Consider the following 24,011-nt stretch of genomic DNA (forward strand, 5'->3'; position numbering starts at 1 on the left):
CTTACTATAAGAACGCATAAAACTCCCCCTAAAGTAGATTTGTTTTTTTCAGTGTCTACTTTAGGGGGAGCATATCAGAGTCCTCTCGTTTTTAACTTCTTACAACAAGCACATCACATTTTGCATGTCTTGTGATGCTTTCAGAGACACTACCGATTAAAAATCTTTCTACTGCATTCATTCCTGTTGCACCACAAATAATAAGATCTGCTTCATATTTTTTTGCAATATCTTTCGGTATTTTAATCTTTGGTGAACCGATTTCTACATGTGAAGTAATATCGGTAACTCCACTTCTATTCGCTTTCTCTTTATAATTATCAAGTAAACCTTTGGCATAATTTTCTGAACGTGCCGCGAGCGATTGATCATATACCTCGGGGGCAACGGTCGTAATGGTTCTCGTATCAATGATATGCACAAGAAACATTTTTGCATTATTTCTTTTCACAATATCTACTGCTTTTTTGAAAGCTAGTTCAGATGCGTCGGATCCATCTACAGCAACGAGAATTCGATGATATTCAAATGCCATGATGATCACTCCTCTCTTTCTTCTCTTTTATTATAACATGAATACGTTTTCACTCGCTATCATTAAATTTAATTACCTATTATTATTTTACCACTATGCTTTCTTCTTCAAACATAGCCTAATTGTTAAATTTTCGTGTACTTCCTTATAATATTAGAAAAAATTTTGAGCTTATTGTAGGATAGAATAAGAATGTTAAGTTTTAAAATGAAGGAGAGAAGTTGGATGGGGCATGCTTTTATTACGGCTGGTACAAAAGGTCTAGGCTTAAAAGTGACAGAAGCCTTTTTAAAATTAGGACATTCTGTAACGGTCACTTATTTTAGAGATAATAACCGAGCAAATGAAGTAAAACAAAAATTTGCAGATTATTCCTTACATATTGTGCAAGCTGATGTTTGTGATAAGAATGATCTAACCAATGCTGTCCAAGAAGCTACACATACATTTGGTACAATTGATTATCTCATTAATAATGCAGGGCCTTTCATCTTTGAACGAAAGAAATTGCTAGATCACACGGAAGATGAGTGGCAACAAATGATTAGTGGTAATCTGGATAGTGTGTTTCATCTTCTACAACTAACCGTCCCAGCAATGAGAGAACAACACTTTGGAAGAATTGTGAACTATGGTTTTCAAGGTGCAAATCATGCAGCTGGTTGGGTTAATCGCTCTGCCTTTTCTGCAGCAAAGGTAGGCTTAGTCTCTTTAACCAAATCCATTGCATACGAAGAAGCAGAAAATGGCATTACTTCCAATATGATTTGCCCTGGTGATATTGTTGGGGATATGAAGGAAGCAAGTATAGAAGAAAGTAGAAAAGCACCAGATCAAGAGACACCCATTGGAAGGTCAGGTACAGGAGAGGATATTGCAAGAACAATTTTATATCTATGTGATCAAGATTCTGACATGATTACTGGGACAATTATTGAGGTGACAGGAGGATTAGATGTCATTCACCAAAATCGATAAAAAATAAAAAAATTTTAAAAAAGATGAAACCTATCGAATCCTGGTTCGTAAACATTACTAACAACCCATATTTGTTTGAAATGAGGTGCACCATTTGGGTTTTCTATCAAAGCTTTTTCCAAAAAAACAAAAGCAACATAAGGTGGAGAAACGAACTCCTTTAACGATTCAAGTGGGAGATATCGTAGAGTATGATCTTGAAGACTATGAGGTGGTAGGGAAAATCACGTATAGACAAAGTAGCTATGAATGGTTAAGTTATCAATTACTAGGACCAACTGGGACAATTTGGTTAGCAGCCGAAATGGATGATGATTTAGAACTAGGCATCTATAAGAAAATTCAACTAGCGGATGCAAATCAAATACCAAAGGAACTTACTTATCAAGGAATTAAGTACTACCTTGATGAAAAAGGTCAAGCACATATTAACGGGGAAGGCAGAAGTAGTAACCTAACAGGTCAAACTATGAAGTATGTGGAGTATTGTGATGAAAGTGAAACCCATTTTATAAGCTTAGAGGATTGGGGTAGTGAAATAGAAGCAAGTTATGGCTATCCCATTGAGCAATATGAAATAAAAATAATTGCTGGATCAAATGAAGGAGGAAATTAATATGTTTCAATTTTTCAAAAGAGTAAAAACTATCGTAGGATCAGAACTAAATTCATTGTTAGACAAAGCAGAAGACCCTGTAAAAATGCTAGACCAATTTATGCGTGATATGGCAGAGGATATTCGTGAAGCAGAATCAGCTGTTGCAAAACAAATTGCAAACGAAAAAATGTTAAAACGCAGATTAGATGATGCAACCGCTCTTGTGGAAAAGCGTCAAGCACAAGCAGAAAAAGCAGTGGAAGCTGGTAATGATGATCTTGCTAGAAGAGCTTTAGAGGATAAGAAAGCTCAAGAGCAACAAGTTACGACAATGACAGAAGCTTGGGAACGTGCGAAGAAGGATTCCGATCAACTACGTGTGAAACTAGATGAAATGAAAAAAGAATATCAAGAAATGCAACTGAAAAAGGATTCCTTGAAGGCACGTGCAGAATCTGCTAGAACAAGGACAAAGATGAATCGTGCCATGTCCTCTATTGGTAATGATGCATCAAAGCAAGGCTTCCAACGTATGGAAGAAAAGGTTATGCGTTTTGAAGCAGAGGCAGACACTAGTGAGGATTTATCCGCAGCTAGTAGATCATTAGATGATGAGTTTGAGGATCTAGAGAAAAATGATGTAGATGATGAATTGGCTGCACTTAAGAAGAAAATGAATAAGGAAGAATAAGCAATTAGAAAAGGGTAAACATAACCCTGTTTCCTTTAGTAGAGAAACAGGGTTATCTGTTTTGTTCATGTATCTATGATGAATTACATATGTTTAGCATAAGAATTGCTCTTTCTTTCTAAAATTAACCTAGGTGATAAAAGTAACCAGCGATGTATCGATACTGCTATCGGAAAAAGGTCATAGGAGGTGAGTATGTGCGTTTAAATTCCGTTTTATTAGGAGCAGGCATGATGATTTGTTTATTATTGGTTGGTTGCAGCCAAGATAATTACAATGAAGCCACTTCCTTTACAGAAGATGCTATCCAAACATCTGAATCTAAAAGTGAAATTATTGAAAGCGTGAAAAATGAGAATTCAACGAATATAGAAGCACTTATTTCAAACCATTTTCCCTTTGTAGATTCTGTCGTAAAAGACAATTCAACATCTAATATTTATGGAACAGATCAATTTTCAGTGGAGGAATTAGCTAATTTGTTAGCAGAAACAGTTACACCAGAGGAAAAGAGTGAATATATCGATCAACAACAAATATTGATTTACCCTGATCACTTTATTGTATTAAAAGACAGTGAAGAAGTACCGGGTGCTACTATAATAGAAGTAGCGAGTGACGAATTTGTACGAAATCATTATTCTCCGAATTTCCTAAGTACATATTTTGCGATAAGAATTTTAGATGATGTATTGGATGTGGACGACTGGGCGAAAAAACGACGTAGAGCATGTAGCTCAGGGGATTGTTATGGTGGATATTCTACTTATAAAAGAAGTACTACCAATAGAGGAATGTCATCTGTAAGAGGTGGAGGCCCGAGTGCGGGTAAATAATAAAAGGAGGGAATTAGAGAATGGAACCATTTATTTGGACATTTGTTTATTTTATTGCTGCCATTGTTATTGTTATTATTGGATTAGTTATTTTTGAGTGGTTGACGACGAAGTACAAAGATTGGGATGAAATTAAAGAAGGAAATCAAGCTGTGGCTTTATCGATAACAGGGAAGATTGTCGGTATTTGTATCGTTTTAGCCTTTGCCATTTATAATAGTATTACGATTTGGGAAACTTTTATTTGGGGTGCTTATGGTGTAGTACTTCAGTTGGTTGCTTACTTATTATTTGAACTATTTACTAGGAAATTCTCTGTTGAACAGCAGTTGAAAGAAAATAATATAGCTGTTGGTATTGTTTCATTAGGCGTTTCTATTGGCCTGGCCTTTGTAATCGGGGCATCTATTACGTAATATATAGAAAACCTGGCCACAAATGGTCAGGTTTTCTATTTCCGTGGTAACAAGTGTTAAATAAAAGTGTACTTAGATGGAGTGGCAAAAAATGAAGGATTTGAAAATTAGACAGAGTTATTTTATTTACTGGGCATCAGGAATCGTCTCCATTTGTGGAATTGTATTTGAAGTATTATTCGGTGCGCTTGGCTCTTATATATTAGGAGATGGTGTAAAGCAATATACACTAACTATCTCGTTTTTCCTTACAGGGATGGGGATTGGAGCTACCTTAAGTGAAAGGGTAACGAAAAATTTAATTTTATCGTTTATTTATATTGAATTTCTTGTGGCACTAATTGGTGGGTTTTCAAGCTTTCTTATGTTTGGTGTAACTGCATTTGCAGCAGGTGGAGCGGACGCGATCTTTTTATATGTGATTACCTTTCTAGTTGGTGCCTTAACTGGTGTGGAGCTTCCTATTTTAATAAGAAAAGCGAATGAAATTGGTGTAACACTTGAAAAAAGTACAGCGAGAGTTTTATTTTCTGACTATGCGGGTGGTCTAATTGGAGGCCTGCTTTTTGTTTTTTTTCTCCGGCCTCAGCTAGGAATGGTCAAAAGTGCTTTTTTCGTTGGATTAATTAATCTGATTGTTGCAATGGTGGTTCTCTATCTCTTTCGACGAGAGCTTAAAAATAAGGCTCTACATACATTCGTAGGTATTGTGATCGCTATTCTCCTAATATTAGGGTTGTTTTTTGGTGAAAATATTGCCTATAAATTTGAACAGAAAATTTATCAAGACCCTATCGTTTATGTAGAGGATACAAATTATCAAAAAATGGTTTTAACAAAAGACAATGATGACGTTAGGCTTTATCTTGATGGAGGCTTGCAATTTAGTTCCATTGATGAACACCGCTATCATGAAGTACTTGTGCATATTCCGATGGCACAAGCTCAAAGTCATCATAAAGTACTTGTATTAGGAGGTGGAGATGGATTAGTAGTTAGAGAGCTACTTAAATATAAGGACATAAGGGAAATTACATTAGTAGATCTTGATCCAGCAGTCGTGGAGTTAGCCAATTCAAATCCTCATCTATTAGCATTAAATAAAGGATCATTAATGAATGACAAGGTAGAAGTTATTCATCAGGATGCATTTGAATATTTAGAGCATAACAAGAGTGTTTATGATGTTATAATTGTCGATCTGCCTGATCCAAACAATGAAAGCCTTAATAAACTATACACAAAAGAGTTTTATTCGCTTAATCGCAACCATTTAAAAGAAGCAGGGGCAATGATGGTACAAGCTACAAGTCCAGTTTTTGCAAGAGAAGTCTATTGGACTATTTCTAATACGATACGTGCAACAGGTCTTCATATAGAGAACTTTCACGTGGATGTTCCTAGTTTTGGTAATTGGGGCTTTGTACTCGCTAGTCGAAAAGAAATACAAGCGAATCAAATGATGATCAAACCTAAAACAGCGTATTTAACTACAGAATTAGTGGAAAGCCTGACGTACTTTGGAGAAGATGAGGGGCCTGATGGGGTAACTAAGCAAGTGAATACATTAATTGACCCCATTTTGATTCCTATATATGAAAAGTCATGGGTTCATTATTGAACATTGTTTTAAATTTCGATAAAGTTGGGTATAGAGGATTAAGTAAGTAATATGCAAATAAAGGAGTGTTGCTTTGTCATGAAAGTATCTTTTCATGGTCAATCTGTCGTTAAAATTGTTACAGAAAATCACACGATCTTAATCGATCCTTTTATTACAGGTAATGACACCTGTGATTTACATGCGGAAGAAGAAAATCCCGATGCTATCTTACTAACTCATGGTCATAATGATCACGTTGGGGATACGATTAGTATTGCTAAAAGAACGAATTGTTTGATCGTGGCTCCTAATGAATTAGCTGTCTATATGGAATCAAGAGGACTAAATGCGCATCCGATGCATATTGGAGGTGCACATACGTTTGATTTTGGAAAGGTAAAATTCACCCCTGCATTTCATGGCTCAATGTTCGAGGATGAAGAAGGGAATAAAATTTATGGTGGAATGCCAGGCGGAATCCTATTTTCAGTAGAAAATAAAACAATCTACCATGCAGGTGATACGGCATTGTTTTCTGATTTAAAGCTAATCGGAGAAATGAATCAAATTGATCTTGCCTTTTTGCCAATAGGAGATAACTTTACGATGGGACCAGAGGATGCGTTAATTGCAGCGGACTGGATCAAAGCGAAGCGCATTGTTCCTATGCACTATAATACTTTTCCACTAATTGAACAAGATGGAGAAGCATTTGCAAACAAAGTAAAAACAGGCCAAGGAATCGCCTTAAAGCCGGGTGAAGGGATAGAATTATAGGGAAAGCAATTGTTAAATAAAATGAATAAGAGGAGTGAAGACAAGGTATCTTTTAAGCCTTGTCTTTTCATTTAGTAAAGTCGTCATTTCCATTCATTCTTTTGAAAGTAGTACAGGTAATGAATAAAATATAAAACAGTAGAAAATAATGAGGAAGAACCATATACTTTTATAACAACTAATTGAATCTTGACAGAATGATCTGTATAATAACAATAAGGAATAAATTAATAGTACAGATGAAAGAATGGTGAGCTATTATTGGCTACAAAACATGAACAAATTTTATCTTTTATAGAATCTCTTAAAGTAGGAAATAAAATCTCTGTTCGTCAAATTGCCAAGGAATTAAACGTCAGCGAGGGGACCGCATATCGGGCAATTAAAGAAGCAGAGAACAAAGGATTAGTTAGCACAATTGAACGGGTAGGAACCATCAGAATTGAGCGAAAGCAAAAAGAAAACTTTGAGAATTTAACCTTTGCAGAGATTGTAAGTATTGTCGATGGACAAGTATTAGGTGGTAGAGAGGGACTATATAAAACCTTGAACAAATTTGTCATCGGTGCAATGGAATTAGATGCGATGATGCGCTATACAGAAAAGGATTCCTTGCTAATAGTAGGAAACCGGACGGAAGCCCATCAATTTGCACTAAAAGAAGGCGCTGCCGTGTTGATTACAGGTGGCTTTGATACAGATGAAGCCGCAAAAGAGCTTGCAGACCAAAAGAAATTGCCAATCATTTCTACTAGCTACGACACATTTACGGTAGCTGCAATGATTAATCGTGCTATCTATGATCAGCTGATTAAAAAGGAAATCGTCCTTGTTGGAGATATCTATACCAAAAAAGATAGTACGTATTATCTGTCCACAAAGGATAGAGTGGCAAAATGGCATGAGTGGGAGGAAAAAACGACACATAGTCGATATCCGGTGGTAGATGACAAACAAAAAGTTGTCGGGATTGTTACTTCTAAAGATGTTATTGGCAAAAAGACAGAGATGAACATTGACAAGGTAATGACGAAAAACCCTTTAACCGTAATGAAGGAAACTTCATTAGCTTATGCAGCACATATGATGGTATGGGAAGGGATAGAAATAATGCCTGTTGTGGATCAACATCACCACCTTGAAGGTTTAATCTCTCGCCAAGATGTATTGAAAGCATTGCAACATATTCAAAAGCAACCACAGGTTGGAGAAACAATTGATGATATTGTGTCGAACTATTTTGATCTTCATGATAACGATGCACATCACGTCACTTATGAAGCAGAAATAACGCCACAGATGACGAATCAACTTGGAACCCTTTCCAATGGTGTATTTGTTTCTTTTGTTATCGAAGCAGCTAGTAGTTTATTGCGTCAACAGAAAAAAGGTGATCTAGTTGTGGAGAATATTACCGTTTACTTTATAAAACCGATTCAACTGGAAACAAAGGTATCTTTTCATCCAAAGATCATAGATGTAGGACGTAAATCTGCTAAGATTGATGTAGAGGTTTATCATGAGCGTAAAATGGTCGGCAAAGCCATGCTAATGGCCCAAATAATTGACCGATAGAGAAAGGGGACCGGGACATAATTAAAAAGGAGCATGAGAATCCGAACAATATTCTGACTAAGCTATCCAAAATACGGAGACTCCAGTGGGAACAGCACGAGCTGAAGATCCACTTTGCAAAGTTAGCAGATCGCAGTGCCCGCGGAAAGCGAAGTATGTTGACGGAGCGGTTTCTGTGCAGAAATACTAATGTTCGGGTTTTTCTTCCTATAATATTCTTTTTGTCCCAGCCCCAAATCATTATATGTTTTCCTTTCTCTTTCGTTGTTCACTTTTATAATGCTGGTATCTTTTTATACCTGTATACATTTGTAGCAGACCAAATATCAAAAAGACGATTGCAACATATAAAGCGATTTTTGTTTGATAGTATAAGTATTGATTTACTCCAAAAAAGCTGATAAATATTCCTAGTGAAATACGTGCCTTTGCATTCAAAATCTCTTGAATTAATGGGTCACTGCCTCGTAAAATCATCACCTTATAGTAGACATATAAAACAATGGAGATAATGATTACAATAGGAAAGACGACCATCGTATCCCCCCTTAAAAAAGTACTGCCTAAATACATATCAAATTATAGTCCGTTATCATTGTACCGTTATCAAGTATGAAATTCTAGCAAAATGTAAAATTTGATATTACGATGTTAATGGTATAAATTGAATTTAATTGAAAGAGGGAAGACTATGATCACAGCTAAAATAATGGAAAAGATAAAACAATATGAGGATATTATTATTCATCGACATGTGCGCCCAGATCCTGATGCATACGGTTCCCAGAATGGGCTTGCCACGATTATAAAGAATTCCTTTCCTGACAAACGAGTGTACGTGGTTGGGGAAGAAGAGCAATGGTTATCGTTTATGGGGAAAATGGACAACATTCCTGATCATGTGTATAACAATGCATTAGTCGTTGTTTGTGATACGGCTAATCGGGAGCGTGTATCTGACCAAAGATTCCAGTACGGGAAAGAGTTAATTAAAATTGACCATCACCCGAATGTCGATCCATATGGTGACCTTCAATGGGTAGAAACAGAAGCAAGCTCAACAAGTGAGATGATTTATCAGCTTTTTAAGGAACACGAAAAGGGTGGATTAGTAATGACAGAGGAAAGTGCTTCATTACTATATAGCGGGATTGTTGGAGATACGGGGAGATTTTTGTTCCCAAGTACTACAGAGAAAACTTTTCAGTATGCTTCGGAGCTTGTTAGCTATCCATTTGATCGGACCATCATTTATGAAGAAATGTATAAAACAAGTCTGAATATCGCGAAATTAAAAGGATACATCCTACAAAATGTCGTCATATCGACAGCTGGTGTAAGCCATGTAAAGCTGACAAAGGAAATATTGGAAGAGTACCAAGTTACACCATCAGAAACAAGTTCAGTTGTTGGAGTATTGGGAGATATTGAAGGAATAAAAGTATGGGTAATCTTTGTTGAAGAAGAGGACACCATCCGGGTAAGACTTCGCTCCAAAGGACCAATTATTAATGAACTAGCAGCACAATATGAAGGAGGTGGCCACCCTCTTGCATCTGGTGCTAAAATTCATGATTGGGCAACCGTTCCCCAGCTACTTAAAGATTTAGAATCAATATGTGCACAAGAATAAGATGGCAGCCATTAAGCAAAAATTAATCTGCCACACTTAATTCAATGGAAAGCTGAAGCTGTTCCATAACAATGATTCGAGAGATTTTTGATTGATAGGAGAAATCGTCAATATTGATTGTTTTATTTTCAATTGTCGAAATAAGCAGATCAATACTTGTTGCGATTTCTTCCACTGATTTCCCCATCGCATAATTTGCCTCTTCACGTATAGCCTCCTCGATTTGATGAACCATGATACGGTCATTTTCGAGCTTTAATTCCTTTAGATTAGTAAAGGCGATATCAATCTCTTTTATTTCAATACCTTCCTTCGATTGTTGGTCTAAGGCACGATGGTTTTCAAGCAAGGTTTCATAACTTTTATTTAAATCTTGATATTCTGCTCTTAAGGCCATATTTTCTTGAATCCAATTTTCCTGTAATTCGCCAAAGATAAATAAAAAAATCATATAAGCAATAATAGCTCCGATTGCCGTTCCTGCTAAGAACCTTTGCCAGCTGGCTCGTTTATATAGTGGAGGGATATGCATTATTGTATCTCCTCTTGAATTAGCCATTCAATAATGAGGAGGGCAGTTTGAGCGCCTCCCATTGCAGCAATAATCATGATTATTTGTTTAACCATATCCAAGGTAGAACCTTCCCATATTCCTCGTTCAAAATTGGAAATGGCATCAAAGGTTCCTCCAATTGCTGCAACAATTGCCCAAATATGGAGGCTTTTTGCGATTCGACTGATATGAGTAAGGGGAGCCTCTCCAGTTGCATAAGCACCTATACTTCCGATAATAGAACCACCAATCATAACACCAAAAGCAATAAAGTAACATTGGATCATTGTCGTAATAAATCTTTCTTCCATCTAAACACCCTTTCATGCTTCAAAGCAATCATGGTAGATAATATATTTCTTACTTAAATATATGACAAGCCTTTCGAGATATGTTTCCATTTCATAACATGTATCAATACGTTATAATAAAAGAAGTTAGTACGGACAGTAGGTGAGGAAATGACCTTAGCACAATTACAAATAAAAAGTAGTTTTTCATTCCTGAAGAGCATGGTGCAAATAGATGAGCTCGTACAGCAAGCAAAAAATTTAAATTATGATACCCTCGCTCTTACAGATGAGAGCGTTCTTCATGGGGCTATCTCGTTTTATCAAGCATGCGAAAAGGCAGGAATAAAGCCTATTATCGGAATGGAAGCATCTATCCTAATCGAAGAACAACTCTATTCTTTTCTTCTATTAGCAAAAAATGAGTCGGGCTATAAGGAACTAATCCAATTAAGCTCTCTAATACAACAAGGAGGTGTCTGTCAATTAGACGGATTGAGAGAGGCTTCTGAAAACTTTATCCTCGTTTTACCAATCTCTCCACTTATTGAAGAGCAAAAGGAATGGTTTGACCATCTAAGTAGAATAGTAAGAGCATGTGAGGGATTTTCTCTTTATTTAGGTATTTCACCGAACACAGGTGATTTCTGGCCAATGCTTCAAGAATGGGTGAGGAAAACGAAGCAGAAGGCAGTAGCACTTCCTGATGTACGATATGTATATAAAAATGATGCACTTGCCTATAGCTGCTTGGAAAAACTTGCGATTGGAGACAAATGGGATCCATCAGCCGCATCAATTGACAAGCATCTTTACTTAAGAAATGAGCAGGAATTGAAGCAAATTTATCAAAATTGGCCTGAACTATTGGAAGAAGCAAGTTCTGTGGCAAAAAAATGTCAGATAGAGCTTAAGCTTGATCAGCGGCTTTTACCAAAATACCCATTGGCTGAAGGGCAACGTGCCGACGACTATCTCGAAAAACAATGCCATCTAGCATTATCTAAAAAGTATGATAACATTACCGATGTGATAGTTGATCGGCTTCATTACGAATTGGATGTTATTCATTCAATGGGATTTAGTGATTACTTTCTTATCGTATCGGATTTTGTCCGATATGCGAAAGAATCGAATATCATGGTTGGACCGGGAAGGGGATCAGCTGCTGGTTCTCTCGTTGCCTATTTATTAGGAATAACGAATGTTGACCCATTAGAATATGGATTGTTATTTGAACGTTTTTTGAATCCTGAACGGGTATCCATGCCAGATATTGATATTGATTTTTCCGATGAAAAGCGTGATCAAGTGATTCAGTATGTATCTGAAAAATATGGTGTCGAACAAGTCGCACAAATTATTACATTTGGAACGTTTGCTGCAAGGTCTATTCTAAGAGAATTATCCAAAACAATGGAAATACCTGATAGTGACCTATACTATATTTTGAAAAAACTGCCGAAAGAATCTAATGAAAAGTTAGCAGTGTTATTAAAAAAATCACCAGAATTGATTGATTATGTAAAGCAATCAGAAAAATTAAAAATACTTTTTAAGGTTGCCAATCGATTAGAAGGCTTGCCAAGACATCATTCCACACATGCAGCTGGTGTCATAATCAGTGATCAACCGTTGACGAAATATGTCCCTGTCATGCCTTCACAGAATCAAATGTTACTTACTCAATATCCAATGAATGATTTAGAGAAAGTTGGATTATTGAAGTTTGATTTTCTTGGATTAAGAAACTTAACTTTAATTGAAAGGATCTGTTCGCAGATTAATCATCATTCGACAGAGCCTATGGAAATAGATGCAATTCCATTGGATGATGCCAACACATTTTCCTTATTAAGAGAAGGACGAACAAATGGTGTCTTTCAGCTTGAATCCCAAGGAATGAAGCAAGTGCTAAGAGATTTAAAGCCAACTAATTTAGAAGATATCGTTGCGGTCAACGCTTTATATCGACCAGGACCAATGCAGTTTATCTCATTGTTTATTAACCGAAAGCATGGTAAAGAAGAGGTGCATTATCTACATCCAGATCTTGGACCTATTTTAGCCAAGACTTATGGAGTACTCGTCTATCAAGAGCAAATTATGCAAATAGCGAATAAAATGGCTAATTTTTCCTATGGAGAAGCGGATTTATTACGTCGTGCAGTTAGTAAAAAAGAAAAAAATATACTTCTTGAGCAAAAGGAGAAGTTTTTACAAGGCTGTCAGGAAAACCAATATCCTGCTTCATTAGGTGAAGAGGTATTTGAATGGATTCTCCGCTTCTCTAACTATGGTTTTAATCGAAGTCATGCCGTAGCATACAGTATGATTGCTTATCAGTTAGCCTATTTAAAAGCAAATTATCCATTGGCATTTTTTGCTGAGATGTTAAGTATGCAAATGGGCAATGCGGATAAAATGCAAAGCTATATTCGAGAAGCAACGAATCAATCGATTAAGATATTACCCCCATCAATTAATAGAAGTATCGGAAAATTCAAGGTAGAGGATCAATCGATCAGGATGGGGTTAAGTGCGATAAAAGGTATCGGTTTTCAAATTGTTCAAGAGATTTTACAAGCACGTAAGGAGAAGCCATTTAAAAATATCTTTGACTTTTGTCTCCGAGTTCCGACAAATAGAGTGAAACGCAGTGCTATTGAATCACTAATTTTAGCTGGGGCATTTGATGAAACCTATTCGAACAGAGCGACATTGTTAGCGAGCCTTGATGATGCTATTGAACAAGGGGAATTATTTCGTGGATTTGATGATCAGTTAGCCTTATTTCAAGGGGACCTAGCATTAGATGCTGTCTATGTTGATAAAGAACCATTTCCACCAATCAAACAGTTGATGATGGAAAAAGAAGTAGTAGGTTTTTTTGTTTCTACACACCCTTTAACTAATATACGAACGAGGATAGGCAAAATTGGTTACCTTACGATTCAACAGGCCAAATATCAAAAATCAAGAAAGCTAAAGCTTGCCGCAGTAGTTCAAACCCTCAAGGTCATTCGTACTAAAAAGGGAGAATCAATGGCTTTTATAACGATAGCAGATGAGACGGATGAGTTGGAGGGAGTTATTTTTCCTCCTGCTTTTCGGAAGGTTAACCATTGGTTGAAAGAAGAAGAATTTGCCTTTGTCCATGGACGAGTGGAAAACCGTGGAGATAAATTGCAAATTATCGCAGAAGATATCCAACCACTTGTGATGGAGCAACAAACACAAAGCAATGAAAAAATCTTTATTCAGACCCACGCAACAGAACATGCACAGCTACTCGATACAATTGGCAAACTAGCTCAAAAATATCCTGGGTTAACCCCTGTGTTTTTGTATCGAACAATGGATAAAAAATTATACAAATTGGATGAGGACTACCATCTTAACAGTAATTGGCATGTTATAAAAGTATTGAAGCAGCACTTTGGCGAGGAAAATGTCGTGTTACGTCCATAATGAGAGACTTCCATCAGTGGCGCTCTTCCGTGCATCCTTCACTGATGGATAAAGTCCATTATCTAAAGCGACGTTACTTTTCTTGTGAAGGTAATAGTAGAATGGTCTAACTTTACACAAGATTTGCTTCTGATATAATATAATAGTTAATGCCTGTCAATATATTACCTTGTCTACATATACATAGATAGATACTGCTAACAAATCATATGTATGCATGGTTTAGCGCCTTTTCAAGATTGAATTGGACAAGACGTGTAATATAAAGGAGGAGTATTCCTTGCAGTTGAAAGAATTATTTGGTAAGAAAAAAAAATATGCACCAATACCAAATGAGGGTGCAAAAATAGATGTGCCAGAAGGCTTAATGCAAAAGTGCAGTCAATGTCAAAAAATTTACTACCAAAAAGAATGGAAGAAGAACTTAAATGTCTGTCCTAACTGTGGCCATCATCATCAAATCACGTCATATGAAAGAATCCTCCACTTATTTGATGAGGATACATTCAATGAATGGGATAAGGAATTAATCTCTGGCAATCCCTTAGATTTTCCACAATATGAGGAAAAACTAGACAAGGACCGGGTAAAAACAGGATTAAATGAAGCAGTTGTTACAGGGGAAGGTAAAATTAAAGGCAATAGAGCTGCTGTAGCTGTTATGGATGCCAGATTCCGAATGGGAAGTATGGGGTCGGTAGTTGGGGAAAAGATTACTAGGGCGATTGAGAAGGCCCGTGAACAAGGAATCCCGATGATTGTTTTCACTGCATCTGGTGGTGCAAGAATGCAAGAAGGGATGCTAAGTCTCATGCAAATGGCTAAAACTTCTATCGCTATCGAACGATTACATCGGGAAAGGGGTTTGTTTATCTCAGTGATGACAAATCCAACCACAGGAGGAGTTTCCGCTAGCTTTGCGTCCATCGGAGATTATAATTTTGCAGAGCCTGGTGCTTTAATTGGTTTCGCAGGACGTCGGATCATTGAACAAACCATTCGAGAAAAGCTCCCTGAGGACTTTCAGACTGCTGAATTTCAATTAAAGCATGGGCAGTTAGATAAAGTAATTCCTCGAGATGAAATGAGAGACACATTAGCAACAATACTAGAAATTCATCAAGTAGGGGGTGCTACCATTGAAACAAGTACTAGAGTTTGAAAAACCAGTAATCGAACTTCGTGAAAAGATTGAAGAATTAAAAAAGATGACTCAAAATAGCGAGATCGATCTATCAGAAGAGATTGCTAAAATGGAAGCACGTCTTGCAAAATTAGAAAATGATATCTACGGTAAGTTAAAGCCTTGGGATCGTGTTCAAATAGCTCGTCATGCTGATCGACCAACCTCACAGGATTATATTGCGGAATTATTTACTGATTTTATTGAATTTCATGGGGATCGTTTTTATGGTGAGGATGAAGCAATAGTAGCCGGTATTGCTAAATATCAAGGAAAACCTGTTACTATTATTGGACATCAGCGAGGCAAGAATACGAAGGAAAATATAGACCGAAACTTTGGGATGCCACACCCAGAAGGTTATCGCAAAGCGCTACGTCATATGAAACAGGCAGAGAAGTTTCAACGTCCAATCATTACGTTTATTGATACAAAGGGTGCTTATCCAGGAAAGGCTGCTGAAGAGAGAGGACAGAGTGAGGCGATTGCTCGTAACTTAATGGAAATGGCTGGCCTTCAAGTTCCGATTATTTGTATCGTTATTGGTGAAGGTGGTAGTGGTGGAGCTCTTGGATTAGGAGTAGGTGATCGCATTCATATGTTGGAAAATTCCACCTATTCCGTTATTTCTCCAGAAGGTGCGGCAGCATTATTATGGAAGGATTCCAAGCAAGCAGAAAGAGCTGCTAAGTCATTAAAAATTACAGCACCAGATTTAAAAGAGCTTGGTATTATCGATGAAGTAATAGAAGAGCCCTTGGGTGGTGCACATCGAAATGTCTCCGTACAAGCTGATAACATTCGAAATGTGTTGGATCAATCACTACAAGAATTATCCATTTTAAAGGAAGAGGATCTTTTGGAACAACGCTGGTTAAAATATAAAAAGATTGGCGAGGTTCGTGAAACAATGAAAGCATAAAGCCAAAAAGCATCTTCTAGCTTGTAAAGAAGATGCTTTTTGGCTTGCATATTTTATACGTTAGGAAAGTATAAATTGTTTGCAGGAGATAAAGCGAAGATGCGAGAATTTTGATGTCCTGAGTATAAGAAAAGCTTGTTCTGAATTAAATACGGGAATGAAAAATCCAAAACTTGTACAACATTGTAATATATTGGATAACAATTGCACGCTTAGTTTACAATATTGTAACAAACTATTGGAAAAGCGTTTGTTATTACTTCTCTTTTACTGTCAAGTTAGCTAAAATAGTAATGTTGAGGTGTGTTTTGACATCATTTCATGTATAATTTGTGTTGATGTTAAAATTATTATAAACAATAGAGAAAATAGGGACAATTATTATGTGGATGAAGAGGTGATTACATGAAAAGAATAGGTGTATTAACAAGTGGTGGAGACGCTCCTGGTATGAATGCAGCCGTCCGTGCAGTTGTTCGTAAGGCTATTTTTCATGAATTAGATGTTTATGGAGTTTATAATGGTTTTGAAGGTTTAATGGAAGGCAATATTAAAAAAATGGAACTAGGTTCAGTTGGTGATATTATTCAACGAGGTGGGACTATTCTTTATTCAGCGCGTTCCATGGACTTTAAAACAGATAAAGGTCAGAAAATTGCCATTGAACAAATGAAAAAATTCGGTATCGAAGGACTGATCGTAATTGGTGGCGATGGGTCTTTCCGTGGTGCGCAAAAGCTTACGGAAAAAGGATTTCCTTGTATTGGTGTCCCTGGAACCATTGATAATGATATTCCAGGAACAGACTACACAATTGGATTTGATACAGCACTAAATACGATTGTTGATGCAGTGGATAAAATTCGAGATACAGCAACATCTCATGAGCGTACATATGTGATCGAGGTAATGGGACGGGATGCAGGTGATTTAGCATTATGGGCAGGTCTTGCAAATGGTGCGGAAAGTGTGATTATTCCAGAAAAACAAGAAAGCTTTGAAAGTGTAGTGGCAAAGCTGAAGCGTGGACAAGTTCGTGGTAAGAAGCATAGTATCATTATCCTAGCAGAAGGTATTGGTAGTGGCATGGACTATGGAAAACGAATCGAGGAAGAAACAAAGATGGATACACGTGTAACGGTATTAGGACATATCCAACGCGGTGGTTCTCCATCTGGCTACGATCGAGTCTTAGCAAGTAGATTAGGAGCAAAAGCAGTTGATTTATTAATGGATGGTATTGGTGGAAGAATGGTAGGAATACAGAACAATGTGGTGGTAAGTCATGATTTTTCTGAAATTCTAGATAAAAAACATGAAATCAATATGAATATGTATGAGCTATCTAACCAATTATCTATTTAAATAATGAGAAGATCGCCATCCACAAGGTGATAATCTACTATGATAGAACAATGCAGGAATGATGACGAAGGAGGAAGTTGTAATGAGAAGAACGAAAATAGTATGTACGATAGGCCCAGCCTCAGAATCAATTGATAAATTAGAGCAGTTAATAGAAGCTGGAATGAATGTAGCGCGTCTTAACTTTTCACACGGTGACTTTGAGGAGCACGGTGCTAGAATTACGAATATAAGAAAAGCTGCTAAAAAATTAGGAAAAACAGTAGCCATTCTTTTAGATACAAAAGGTCCAGAGATTCGTACAGGTGTATTAAAAGAAGGACAAGCAAATATTATAAAAGGAAATACCGTTTATGTATCCATGGATGACTCACTCCAAGGGGATGCTAGCAAAATCTCGGTTACATATCCTCAATTAATTCATGATGTAGAGCCAGGCTCTAAGCTGTTATTAGATGATGGTTTAATCGCATTAGAAGTAACGGAAGTGTTGGAGGAACAAAACGAATTAAAAACAGTTGCCTTAAACTCAGGTCTATTGAAAAATAAAAAAGGCGTAAACGTGCCTAATGTTAGTGTGAACTTACCGGGAATAACGGAAAAGGATGCTGCCGATATTAAATTTGGTATCGAGCAAGGTGTTGATTTCATCGCTGCTTCTTTTGTACGCCGTGCTTCCGATGTGTTAGAAATCAGAGGATTACTTGAAGAAAATAATGCTACACATATTCAAATCATTCCTAAAATTGAAAACCAAGAAGGTGTAGACAACCTTGATGCTATTCTCCAAGTTAGTGATGGCTTAATGGTTGCACGTGGTGATTTGGGAGTAGAGATACCACCAGAAGATGTGCCTTTAGTTCAAAAAGAAATGATTTTCAAATGTAATAATGCAGGAAAACCAGTTATTACTGCTACGCAAATGTTAGATTCTATGCAACGAAATCCAAGACCGACAAGAGCTGAAGCGTCAGATGTTGCCAATGCTATATTAGATGGTACGGATGCTATTATGTTGTCAGGAGAAACTGCGGCAGGTGACTATCCAATTGAAGCAGTACAAACCATGAGCAATATCGCTAAAAAAGCAGAAACGGCGATTGATCATAAAGCAATGCTTGATTTACGATCTAAAGCATCCGATATGACGATTACAGATGCGATTAGTCAATCAGTAAACCATACTGCTATGAATCTAAGTGTAGATGCGATTTTAACCCCTACTGTTAGTGGATTTACAGCAAGAATGATTTCAAAGTACCGTCCACAAGCTCCAATTATTGCGATGACTTTTGACGAACAAGTAAGCAGAAGATTGGCTTTAGTATGGGGAGTAGAATCAATAGTAGGCAACCTACTTCATACAACAGATGATGTATTAGAAGAGGTTATTGAGCGAGGGTTGGAAACAAATCACTTCAAACGAGGAGATAGAGTAATTATTACAGCAGGTGTTCCGGTTGGAGAGAGTGGTACAACCAACCTAATGAAAGTTCATGTTATTGGCGATGTCCTAGCTAAAGGCCAAGGTGTGGGAAAAGGAAGTGCTTATGGTAGAGCGGTACTTGTGAAGGATGCGAAAGAAGCGGAACTAAAAGTACAGCAGGACGATATTATTATCACATACGGTACAGATAAAGATATGATCAAATCGATCGAAAAAGCAGCAGGTATTATTACAGAAGAGGGCGGTTTGACTTCCCATGCGGCAGTTGTCGGCTTAAGTTTAGGCATTCCTGTCATTGTAGGTGTAGAGAAGGCACTTGAAGTGATCAAGGATCAGCAAGATATTACCATCGATGCTTCGAAAGGTGATATTTATGCAGGACATGCTAGCGTATTATAAAAGTAAACTTCCGTTTAATAGGTAATGAAAACTAGACATGTTATAATAGAGAGAGGGACCTTAATAGGATTCTTCTCTCTATTTTTTTCAAGTACTACGGCATTCAATGATTAACTAAATCGGAAGGAGACAATCACATGCTACGTTGGCTTCTACTATTAATATTGATCGTTCCAGCATTGGAAATAGGCCTGTTTGTCTGGGCAGGCGGATATATTGGACCATGGTGGCTAATTTTTCTTATTATTCTAACAGGTGTTGTTGGAGCATGGCTTGCCAAGCAACAAGGCCTTGATACGATAAATAAAGCACGTCAATCGATGGCAATGGGTTATGCGCCACAGGAAGAGATATTTGATGGACTTTGTGTCATCATTGGTGGTGTACTATTGTTGACACCAGGGTTTGTAACAGATTCAGTAGGTTTAATATTACTCATTCCATATACGAGAAGACCTATCAAACAATGGATGAAAAAGATTTTACAAAGAATGATTCATAATGGTAAGTTCAGGATATATCGTCGTTAACCGAACTTCCCTTTTTGGATATAAGTAAGAATCATCGAAAATAACCCTGCATGATAACATGCTTTCATAAAAAATAAAAAGGCAGGGGCGATCCATAAGCCATTTATCCCGAATAGCTGAAAGCCAAGATAGATGGCTAAAATGGTGAGCATTGGGTGAATACCGATTGCTTGTGAGATTAACTTAGGCTCTAATACCTGCCTTTGGATCATGACAAAACCAAAAAGACTTAGTACACAAAAGCCAAGCCACGAGTTTCCACTAACAAATAAGAATAGAATCCAAGGGATAAAAATTAGTCCTGTGCCTAATATAGGTAAAACATCCATAATAGCAACAATAATCGAAATGGTAAACGCGTGTTTTACCTTTAATAGTAAAAGCCCAATGAAGATAGTGACCCAAGATATACTGACTAAAATGATTTGTGCCGTGATATATTTGACTAGCGTTACCTTTAATTGTTGGTAGATGTTAAATGGAACGCTTAATAGATCACTAGATACTTTTTTGGACACATAGTGATAAAATCTCTCCCAATCCTTACAAATAAAAAACGTGCAGAGTAATGAGAAGATTATAATGGTAATCGTCCCAGGTAAGGCAGCCAATTGTAAACCGAGCCAGCTCAGGAAATTTTCGAGAAAGTTGGCGATTTGGTCTGCAAAGCTTATGCTAATTTCATCAAGCTGTTCTTTCATAAGCGCACTTTGCTCTGGTGAAAGATTATCGAGATATGCACCAATCTTTTGAATATAAGGTAAAAGAAAGGAATTAACCGCCGCTGTAAAATCTATTAAAAAGGCATGAAATGGTTCAGGTAGCCATTTCGCTAGATAAATAACCCCTTCTATCACTTCAAATACTACAAAAACAAGCAAAAAAATAATGAAAGCAATCGTGAAAAAAATAACAAATAAACATGCCCAAAGGTGAGAAATAGTGGTTTTATCACTGATAAGCTTAATGATCGGATATAGCAACAAGGAAAAGCAACATGCTAGAAGTAATGGGAATAAGTATTGGAACAAAAAATAAAAAATATAAACCGTAAGACCAAGTCCAAAAATAAATAAGCCAATTCGATAGAGCATTTTTGCATTTAATTTCGCCATGCTGCTTCACCTCAAGAAATTGTGAATGAATAGAATTTTTCCAAATAAAGTTCTTTTATGTTATGATATAGGCTGGTACAAACCTTTCCTAATCTCCGTCATGACCACTTTTATATATATTCTGCATTAGTACAAGCTATGCAATGGAAAAGATTATATTCTCAATTTTAATCGTTTTCATTTACTAACTATTTTTGATTGTTTATAATAGGCATGGGGATGTTCAAAAGCTTCTCGAGAGCTTTTGAGGATAAGAATGGTTAGCGAAACGAAGCTAACGAGTGAAAAAGGATAAGAAAAGGAGAGAGATGTTATGTCAACAACGAAAGGACTTGAAGGGGTAGTAGCCGCTGAAACGAAGATTAGTTCCATTATTGACGATCAGCTTACATATGTTGGTTATACGATCGATGATCTAGCTGAGAATGCTAGCTTCGAAGAGGTTATATACTTACTATGGAACAAACGACTACCGAATAAGGAAGAGTTAACACAATTAGAAAAGGACCTTGTGGAAAATATGACATTACCGCAAGGCGTTGTAGAACATTTTAAATCCTATGACATACATAACGTTCATCCAATGGCTGCTCTACGTACAGCAATATCATTACTAGGTTTATATGATGAGGAAGCAGATGACATGAGCGAAGAAGCTAACAAGCGAAAGGCTATTCGACTACAAGCAAAGGTTGCTTCAGTAGTTGCTGCATTCTCACGTATTAGAGATGGCAAGGATATCGTGAAACCAAAGGAAGGCCTAAGCTATGCCGCAAACTTCTTATTCATGCTTAATGGAGAGGAATCGAACGAATTAGAGGTGGAAGCAATTAACAAAGCGCTTGTCCTTCATGCCGATCATGAGTTAAATGCCTCAACTTTTACATCTCGAGTTTGTGTAGCAACACTTTCAGATATTTATTCGGGTATTACTGCAGCGATAAGTGCATTAAAAGGACCGCTCCATGGGGGAGCAAACGAAGCGGTTATGAGCATGCTATTAGAAATTGAAGAAGTAGATAATGCGATTCCATATGTAAAAGAAAAAATAGCAAATAAAGAAAAGATTATGGGAATGGGTCACCGTGTATACAAGACTGGAGATCCACGCGCTAAACATTTAAAGAAAATGTCGAAGGAATTAACTGCTCTTCACAATATGGAAAAATGGTATGAAATGTCTGTTAAAATTGAAGATTATATTAAAGAAGAAAAAGGCTTGCCAGCAAATGTTGATTTTTATTCAGCATCTGTTTATCATAGTCTAGGAATCAAGCATGATCTATATACACCAATCTTTGCAATGAGTCGTTTTTCAGGCTGGATTGCACATATTTTAGAACAATATGAAAATAACCGTTTAATTAGACCGAGAGCAGAATATGTTGGTCCCACAAAACAAGCATATGTAGATATTAATGAGCGATAAGCATTTTCTTATGGAAAATGATATAATATATTTGAATTTTATTTTAGGAGGAATTGAAGAATGGGAGAAAAGATTACAGTAGAAAATGGTGTCGTACAAACACCAAATAAACCAATCATTCCATTTATTGAAGGAGACGGAACTGGGCCGGATATTTGGGCAGCGGCTAGCCGTGTTCTCGAAGCAGCAGTGGAAAAAGCATATAATGGTGAAAAAGGCATCGAATGGAAAGAAGTACTTGCTGGGGAAAAAGCGTATAATCAAACAGGTGAATGGCTTCCTGAAGAAACTCTAGATGCTATTCGTGAATATAAAATTGCTATTAAAGGTCCTCTTACAACTCCAATCGGTGGGGGTATCCGTTCATTAAACGTAGCATTACGTCAAAAGCTAGATTTATTTACTTGCCTACGCCCAGTGCGTTATTTCGATGGTGTTCCATCCCCTGTTAAGCATCCAGAAGATACAGATATGGTTATCTTCCGTGAAAATACTGAGGACATCTATGCTGGTATCGAATGGCAAAAAGGTTCAGATGAAGTGAAAAAAGTTATTGATTTCCTCCAAAATGAGATGGGTGTAACGAATATTCGTTTCCCTGAAACTTCTGGTATTGGTGTAAAGCCAGTATCTGAGGAAGGTACTAGTCGATTAGTTCGTGCCGCTATTGATTATGCTATTAAAGAAGGCCGTAAGAGTGTTACTTTAGTACATAAAGGTAACATTATGAAATTTACAGAAGGTGCATTCAAAAACTGGGGTTATGAGCTTGCTGAAAAAGAATACGGTGATAAAGTATTCACTTGGGCAGAATATGACAAGATTGTAGAAGAAAAAGGTCGTCAAGCAGCGGATGAAGCACAATCAGCAGCAGAAGCAGCTGGCAAAATCATCGTAAAAGATGCTATTGCGGATATTTTCTTACAACAAATATTAACTCGTCCGAAAGAATTTGATGTAGTAGCAACCATGAACCTAAATGGTGACTATATCTCTGATGCATTAGCAGCACAAGTTGGAGGTATTGGTATAGCTCCAGGCGCTAATATTAACTACGAATCTGGACATGCGATTTTTGAAGCTACTCATGGTACGGCTCCAAAATATGCGGGTCTTGATAAAGTGAACCCATCTTCTGTCATTCTTTCAGGTGTTCTTATGCTTGAACATCTTGGCTGGAGAGAAGCAGCTGACTTAGTCCTTAAATCCATGGATCAAACAATCGGATCAAAAGTCGTAACCTATGACTTTGCTCGATTAATGGAAGGTGCAACAGAAGTAAAAACATCTCAATTTGCTGATGAATTAATCAAAAATATGGGATAATAAGATTGTATCAAAAGCCTCTCTGCTAAGATTTAGCAGAGAGGCTTTTTGCAGAGAAAATTGGACAACAAGCAGAAGCAACGTAAGACTTGTCCAATATCCTGTTATATTGACAAGTAAAAGCAGAGAAATACTGAAGCTAATTTGGCACTTAAAACCCGCCTAAGCACCAGAAATAAAAATCCTAAATCTAATTTGGCACTTAACTCCCGCCTAAGTACCAAAAATAAAAATCCTAAATCTAATTTGGCACTTAACCCCCGTCTAAGTACCAGAAATAAAAATCCTGAGTCTAATTTGGCCCTTAACCCCCGTCTAAGTACCAAAAATAAAAATCCT

General features: G+C 37.0%; 23 protein-coding genes. 17 read left to right on the top strand and 6 right to left on the bottom strand.

Going from position 1 to position 24,011, the window contains the following annotated elements:
- Positions 1–91 precede the first annotated feature (91 nt).
- Complete coding sequence (locus DLJ74_RS06610; RefSeq protein WP_109983874.1) at positions 92–535, bottom strand: universal stress protein; 444 nt, start codon at positions 533–535, stop codon at positions 92–94.
- Between the two features lie 225 nt (positions 536–760).
- Here DLJ74_RS06610 and DLJ74_RS06615 point away from each other — a divergent pair, with 225 nt between their 5' ends.
- From DLJ74_RS06615 to DLJ74_RS06650, 8 genes are all read left to right on the top strand, one after another.
- Positions 761–1,513, top strand: coding sequence for an SDR family oxidoreductase (locus tag DLJ74_RS06615; RefSeq protein WP_054788242.1), 753 nt, complete (start codon positions 761–763; stop codon positions 1,511–1,513).
- Between the two features lie 94 nt (positions 1,514–1,607).
- Positions 1,608–2,129 (top strand): DUF4178 domain-containing protein, encoded by a 522-nt coding sequence (locus tag DLJ74_RS06620; RefSeq protein WP_109983875.1) that lies wholly within the window; start codon positions 1,608–1,610, stop codon positions 2,127–2,129.
- 1 nt (position 2,130) lies between these two features.
- The gene (locus tag DLJ74_RS06625; protein ID WP_109983876.1) at positions 2,131–2,802 is read left to right on the top strand and encodes a PspA/IM30 family protein; all 672 of its coding nucleotides are present in this window, start codon (positions 2,131–2,133) and stop codon (positions 2,800–2,802) included.
- A gap of 197 nt (positions 2,803–2,999) precedes the next feature.
- A complete protein-coding gene (locus tag DLJ74_RS06630) occupies positions 3,000–3,638 on the top strand; it encodes a DUF4247 domain-containing protein (RefSeq protein ID WP_245902288.1) in 639 nt (212 codons plus the stop codon).
- A gap of 20 nt (positions 3,639–3,658) precedes the next feature.
- Positions 3,659–4,054 (top strand): DUF350 domain-containing protein, encoded by a 396-nt coding sequence (locus DLJ74_RS06635; RefSeq protein WP_109983877.1) that lies wholly within the window; start codon positions 3,659–3,661, stop codon positions 4,052–4,054.
- Positions 4,055–4,145: 91 nt separating this feature from the next.
- The gene (locus DLJ74_RS06640; protein ID WP_109983878.1) at positions 4,146–5,675 is read left to right on the top strand and encodes a polyamine aminopropyltransferase; all 1,530 of its coding nucleotides are present in this window, start codon (positions 4,146–4,148) and stop codon (positions 5,673–5,675) included.
- A 78-nt stretch (positions 5,676–5,753) separates the two neighbouring features.
- Positions 5,754–6,434, top strand: coding sequence for a metal-dependent hydrolase (locus DLJ74_RS06645; RefSeq protein ID WP_109983879.1), 681 nt, complete (start codon positions 5,754–5,756; stop codon positions 6,432–6,434).
- A gap of 261 nt (positions 6,435–6,695) precedes the next feature.
- On the top strand, positions 6,696–8,009 hold the full coding sequence (locus DLJ74_RS06650; RefSeq protein ID WP_109983880.1) for a DRTGG domain-containing protein: 1,314 nt from the start codon (positions 6,696–6,698) through the stop codon (positions 8,007–8,009).
- A gap of 240 nt (positions 8,010–8,249) precedes the next feature.
- Here the strand turns inward: DLJ74_RS06650 and DLJ74_RS06655 are convergent, their stop codons facing one another.
- Entirely contained in the window at positions 8,250–8,546 is a 297-nt protein-coding gene (locus tag DLJ74_RS06655; protein ID WP_054861414.1) for a YtpI family protein, read from the bottom strand.
- A 154-nt stretch (positions 8,547–8,700) separates the two neighbouring features.
- On the opposite strand from DLJ74_RS06655, the gene DLJ74_RS06660 reads away from it, so the two are divergent.
- Positions 8,701–9,642 (top strand): DHH family phosphoesterase, encoded by a 942-nt coding sequence (locus DLJ74_RS06660; RefSeq protein WP_054788244.1) that lies wholly within the window; start codon positions 8,701–8,703, stop codon positions 9,640–9,642.
- Positions 9,643–9,664: 22 nt separating this feature from the next.
- Here DLJ74_RS06660 and ytrI read toward each other — a convergent pair whose 3' ends face one another.
- Together ytrI and ytrH are read right to left on the bottom strand one after the other, a co-directional pair.
- Entirely contained in the window at positions 9,665–10,174 is a 510-nt protein-coding gene (ytrI, locus tag DLJ74_RS06665) for a sporulation membrane protein YtrI (protein ID WP_109983881.1), read from the bottom strand.
- A complete protein-coding gene (gene ytrH / locus DLJ74_RS06670) occupies positions 10,174–10,506 on the bottom strand; it encodes a sporulation membrane protein YtrH (protein ID WP_054788245.1) in 333 nt (110 codons plus the stop codon). The genes ytrI and ytrH overlap by 1 nt, the downstream gene beginning before the upstream one ends.
- A gap of 150 nt (positions 10,507–10,656) precedes the next feature.
- Between ytrH and dnaE the strand changes: the two genes are divergently transcribed.
- From dnaE to DLJ74_RS06700, 6 genes are all read left to right on the top strand, one after another.
- Entirely contained in the window at positions 10,657–13,956 is a 3,300-nt protein-coding gene (dnaE, locus tag DLJ74_RS06675) for a DNA polymerase III subunit alpha (RefSeq protein ID WP_109983882.1), read from the top strand.
- A 280-nt stretch (positions 13,957–14,236) separates the two neighbouring features.
- Positions 14,237–15,118, top strand: a complete 882-nt coding sequence (gene accD, locus DLJ74_RS06680; RefSeq protein WP_109983883.1) for an acetyl-CoA carboxylase, carboxyltransferase subunit beta — start codon at positions 14,237–14,239, stop codon at positions 15,116–15,118.
- Entirely contained in the window at positions 15,096–16,061 is a 966-nt protein-coding gene (accA, locus tag DLJ74_RS06685) for an acetyl-CoA carboxylase carboxyl transferase subunit alpha (protein WP_109983884.1), read from the top strand. The genes accD and accA overlap by 23 nt, the downstream gene beginning before the upstream one ends.
- Before the next feature lie 405 nt (positions 16,062–16,466).
- The gene (gene pfkA, locus DLJ74_RS06690; RefSeq protein WP_054861422.1) at positions 16,467–17,426 is read left to right on the top strand and encodes a 6-phosphofructokinase; all 960 of its coding nucleotides are present in this window, start codon (positions 16,467–16,469) and stop codon (positions 17,424–17,426) included.
- 82 nt (positions 17,427–17,508) lie between these two features.
- Positions 17,509–19,272, top strand: coding sequence for a pyruvate kinase (gene pyk / locus DLJ74_RS06695; protein ID WP_109983885.1), 1,764 nt, complete (start codon positions 17,509–17,511; stop codon positions 19,270–19,272).
- 137 nt (positions 19,273–19,409) lie between these two features.
- Positions 19,410–19,802 (top strand): FxsA family protein, encoded by a 393-nt coding sequence (locus DLJ74_RS06700; RefSeq protein ID WP_054788251.1) that lies wholly within the window; start codon positions 19,410–19,412, stop codon positions 19,800–19,802.
- On the opposite strand, the gene ytvI is transcribed toward DLJ74_RS06700, so the two are convergent.
- Positions 19,799–20,917, bottom strand: a complete 1,119-nt coding sequence (gene ytvI / locus DLJ74_RS06705; RefSeq protein WP_109983886.1) for a sporulation integral membrane protein YtvI — start codon at positions 20,915–20,917, stop codon at positions 19,799–19,801. The genes DLJ74_RS06700 and ytvI overlap by 4 nt on opposite strands.
- Before the next feature lie 313 nt (positions 20,918–21,230).
- On the opposite strand from ytvI, the gene citZ reads away from it, so the two are divergent.
- Entirely contained in the window at positions 21,231–22,346 is a 1,116-nt protein-coding gene (gene citZ / locus DLJ74_RS06710) for a citrate synthase (protein ID WP_054788255.1), read from the top strand.
- 60 nt (positions 22,347–22,406) lie between these two features.
- Positions 22,407–23,672: an NADP-dependent isocitrate dehydrogenase gene (gene icd / locus DLJ74_RS06715; RefSeq protein ID WP_109983887.1), complete on the top strand. Its 1,266-nt coding sequence runs from the start codon at positions 22,407–22,409 to the stop codon at positions 23,670–23,672.
- Positions 23,673–23,776: 104 nt separating this feature from the next.
- On the opposite strand, the gene DLJ74_RS20620 is transcribed toward icd, so the two are convergent.
- A partial coding sequence (locus DLJ74_RS20620; RefSeq protein WP_219987219.1) for a hypothetical protein occupies positions 23,777–24,011 on the bottom strand: 235 nt, incomplete at its 5' end.

The sequence above is a fragment of the Gracilibacillus dipsosauri genome (assembly GCF_003176895.1).
GTDB lineage: Bacteria > Bacillota > Bacilli > Bacillales > Amphibacillaceae > Gracilibacillus > Gracilibacillus dipsosauri.

What these genes read in the sequence shown, in the direction of transcription:
- DLJ74_RS06635 (WP_109983877.1), top strand. Translation starts at nt 3,659, where the DNA reads ATGGAACCATTTATTTGGACATTTGTTTATTTTATTGCTGCCATTGTT.
- DLJ74_RS06640 (WP_109983878.1), top strand. Translation starts at nt 4,146, where the DNA reads ATGAAGGATTTGAAAATTAGACAGAGTTATTTTATTTACTGGGCATCA.
- ytvI (WP_109983886.1), bottom strand. Translation starts at nt 20,917, where the DNA reads ATGGCGAAATTAAATGCAAAAATGCTCTATCGAATTGGCTTATTTATT.
- DLJ74_RS06700 (WP_054788251.1), top strand. Translation starts at nt 19,410, where the DNA reads ATGCTACGTTGGCTTCTACTATTAATATTGATCGTTCCAGCATTGGAA.
- DLJ74_RS06645 (WP_109983879.1), top strand. Translation starts at nt 5,754, where the DNA reads ATGAAAGTATCTTTTCATGGTCAATCTGTCGTTAAAATTGTTACAGAA.
- dnaE (WP_109983882.1), top strand. Translation starts at nt 10,657, where the DNA reads ATGACCTTAGCACAATTACAAATAAAAAGTAGTTTTTCATTCCTGAAG.
- citZ (WP_054788255.1), top strand. Translation starts at nt 21,231, where the DNA reads ATGTCAACAACGAAAGGACTTGAAGGGGTAGTAGCCGCTGAAACGAAG.
- DLJ74_RS06625 (WP_109983876.1), top strand. Translation starts at nt 2,131, where the DNA reads ATGTTTCAATTTTTCAAAAGAGTAAAAACTATCGTAGGATCAGAACTA.
- DLJ74_RS06610 (WP_109983874.1), bottom strand. Translation starts at nt 535, where the DNA reads ATGGCATTTGAATATCATCGAATTCTCGTTGCTGTAGATGGATCCGAC.
- ytrH (WP_054788245.1), bottom strand. Translation starts at nt 10,506, where the DNA reads ATGGAAGAAAGATTTATTACGACAATGATCCAATGTTACTTTATTGCT.
- DLJ74_RS06655 (WP_054861414.1), bottom strand. Translation starts at nt 8,546, where the DNA reads ATGGTCGTCTTTCCTATTGTAATCATTATCTCCATTGTTTTATATGTC.
- icd (WP_109983887.1), top strand. Translation starts at nt 22,407, where the DNA reads ATGGGAGAAAAGATTACAGTAGAAAATGGTGTCGTACAAACACCAAAT.
- pfkA (WP_054861422.1), top strand. Translation starts at nt 16,467, where the DNA reads ATGAAAAGAATAGGTGTATTAACAAGTGGTGGAGACGCTCCTGGTATG.
- pyk (WP_109983885.1), top strand. Translation starts at nt 17,509, where the DNA reads ATGAGAAGAACGAAAATAGTATGTACGATAGGCCCAGCCTCAGAATCA.
- ytrI (WP_109983881.1), bottom strand. Translation starts at nt 10,174, where the DNA reads ATGCATATCCCTCCACTATATAAACGAGCCAGCTGGCAAAGGTTCTTA.
- DLJ74_RS06660 (WP_054788244.1), top strand. Translation starts at nt 8,701, where the DNA reads ATGATCACAGCTAAAATAATGGAAAAGATAAAACAATATGAGGATATT.
- DLJ74_RS06615 (WP_054788242.1), top strand. Translation starts at nt 761, where the DNA reads ATGGGGCATGCTTTTATTACGGCTGGTACAAAAGGTCTAGGCTTAAAA.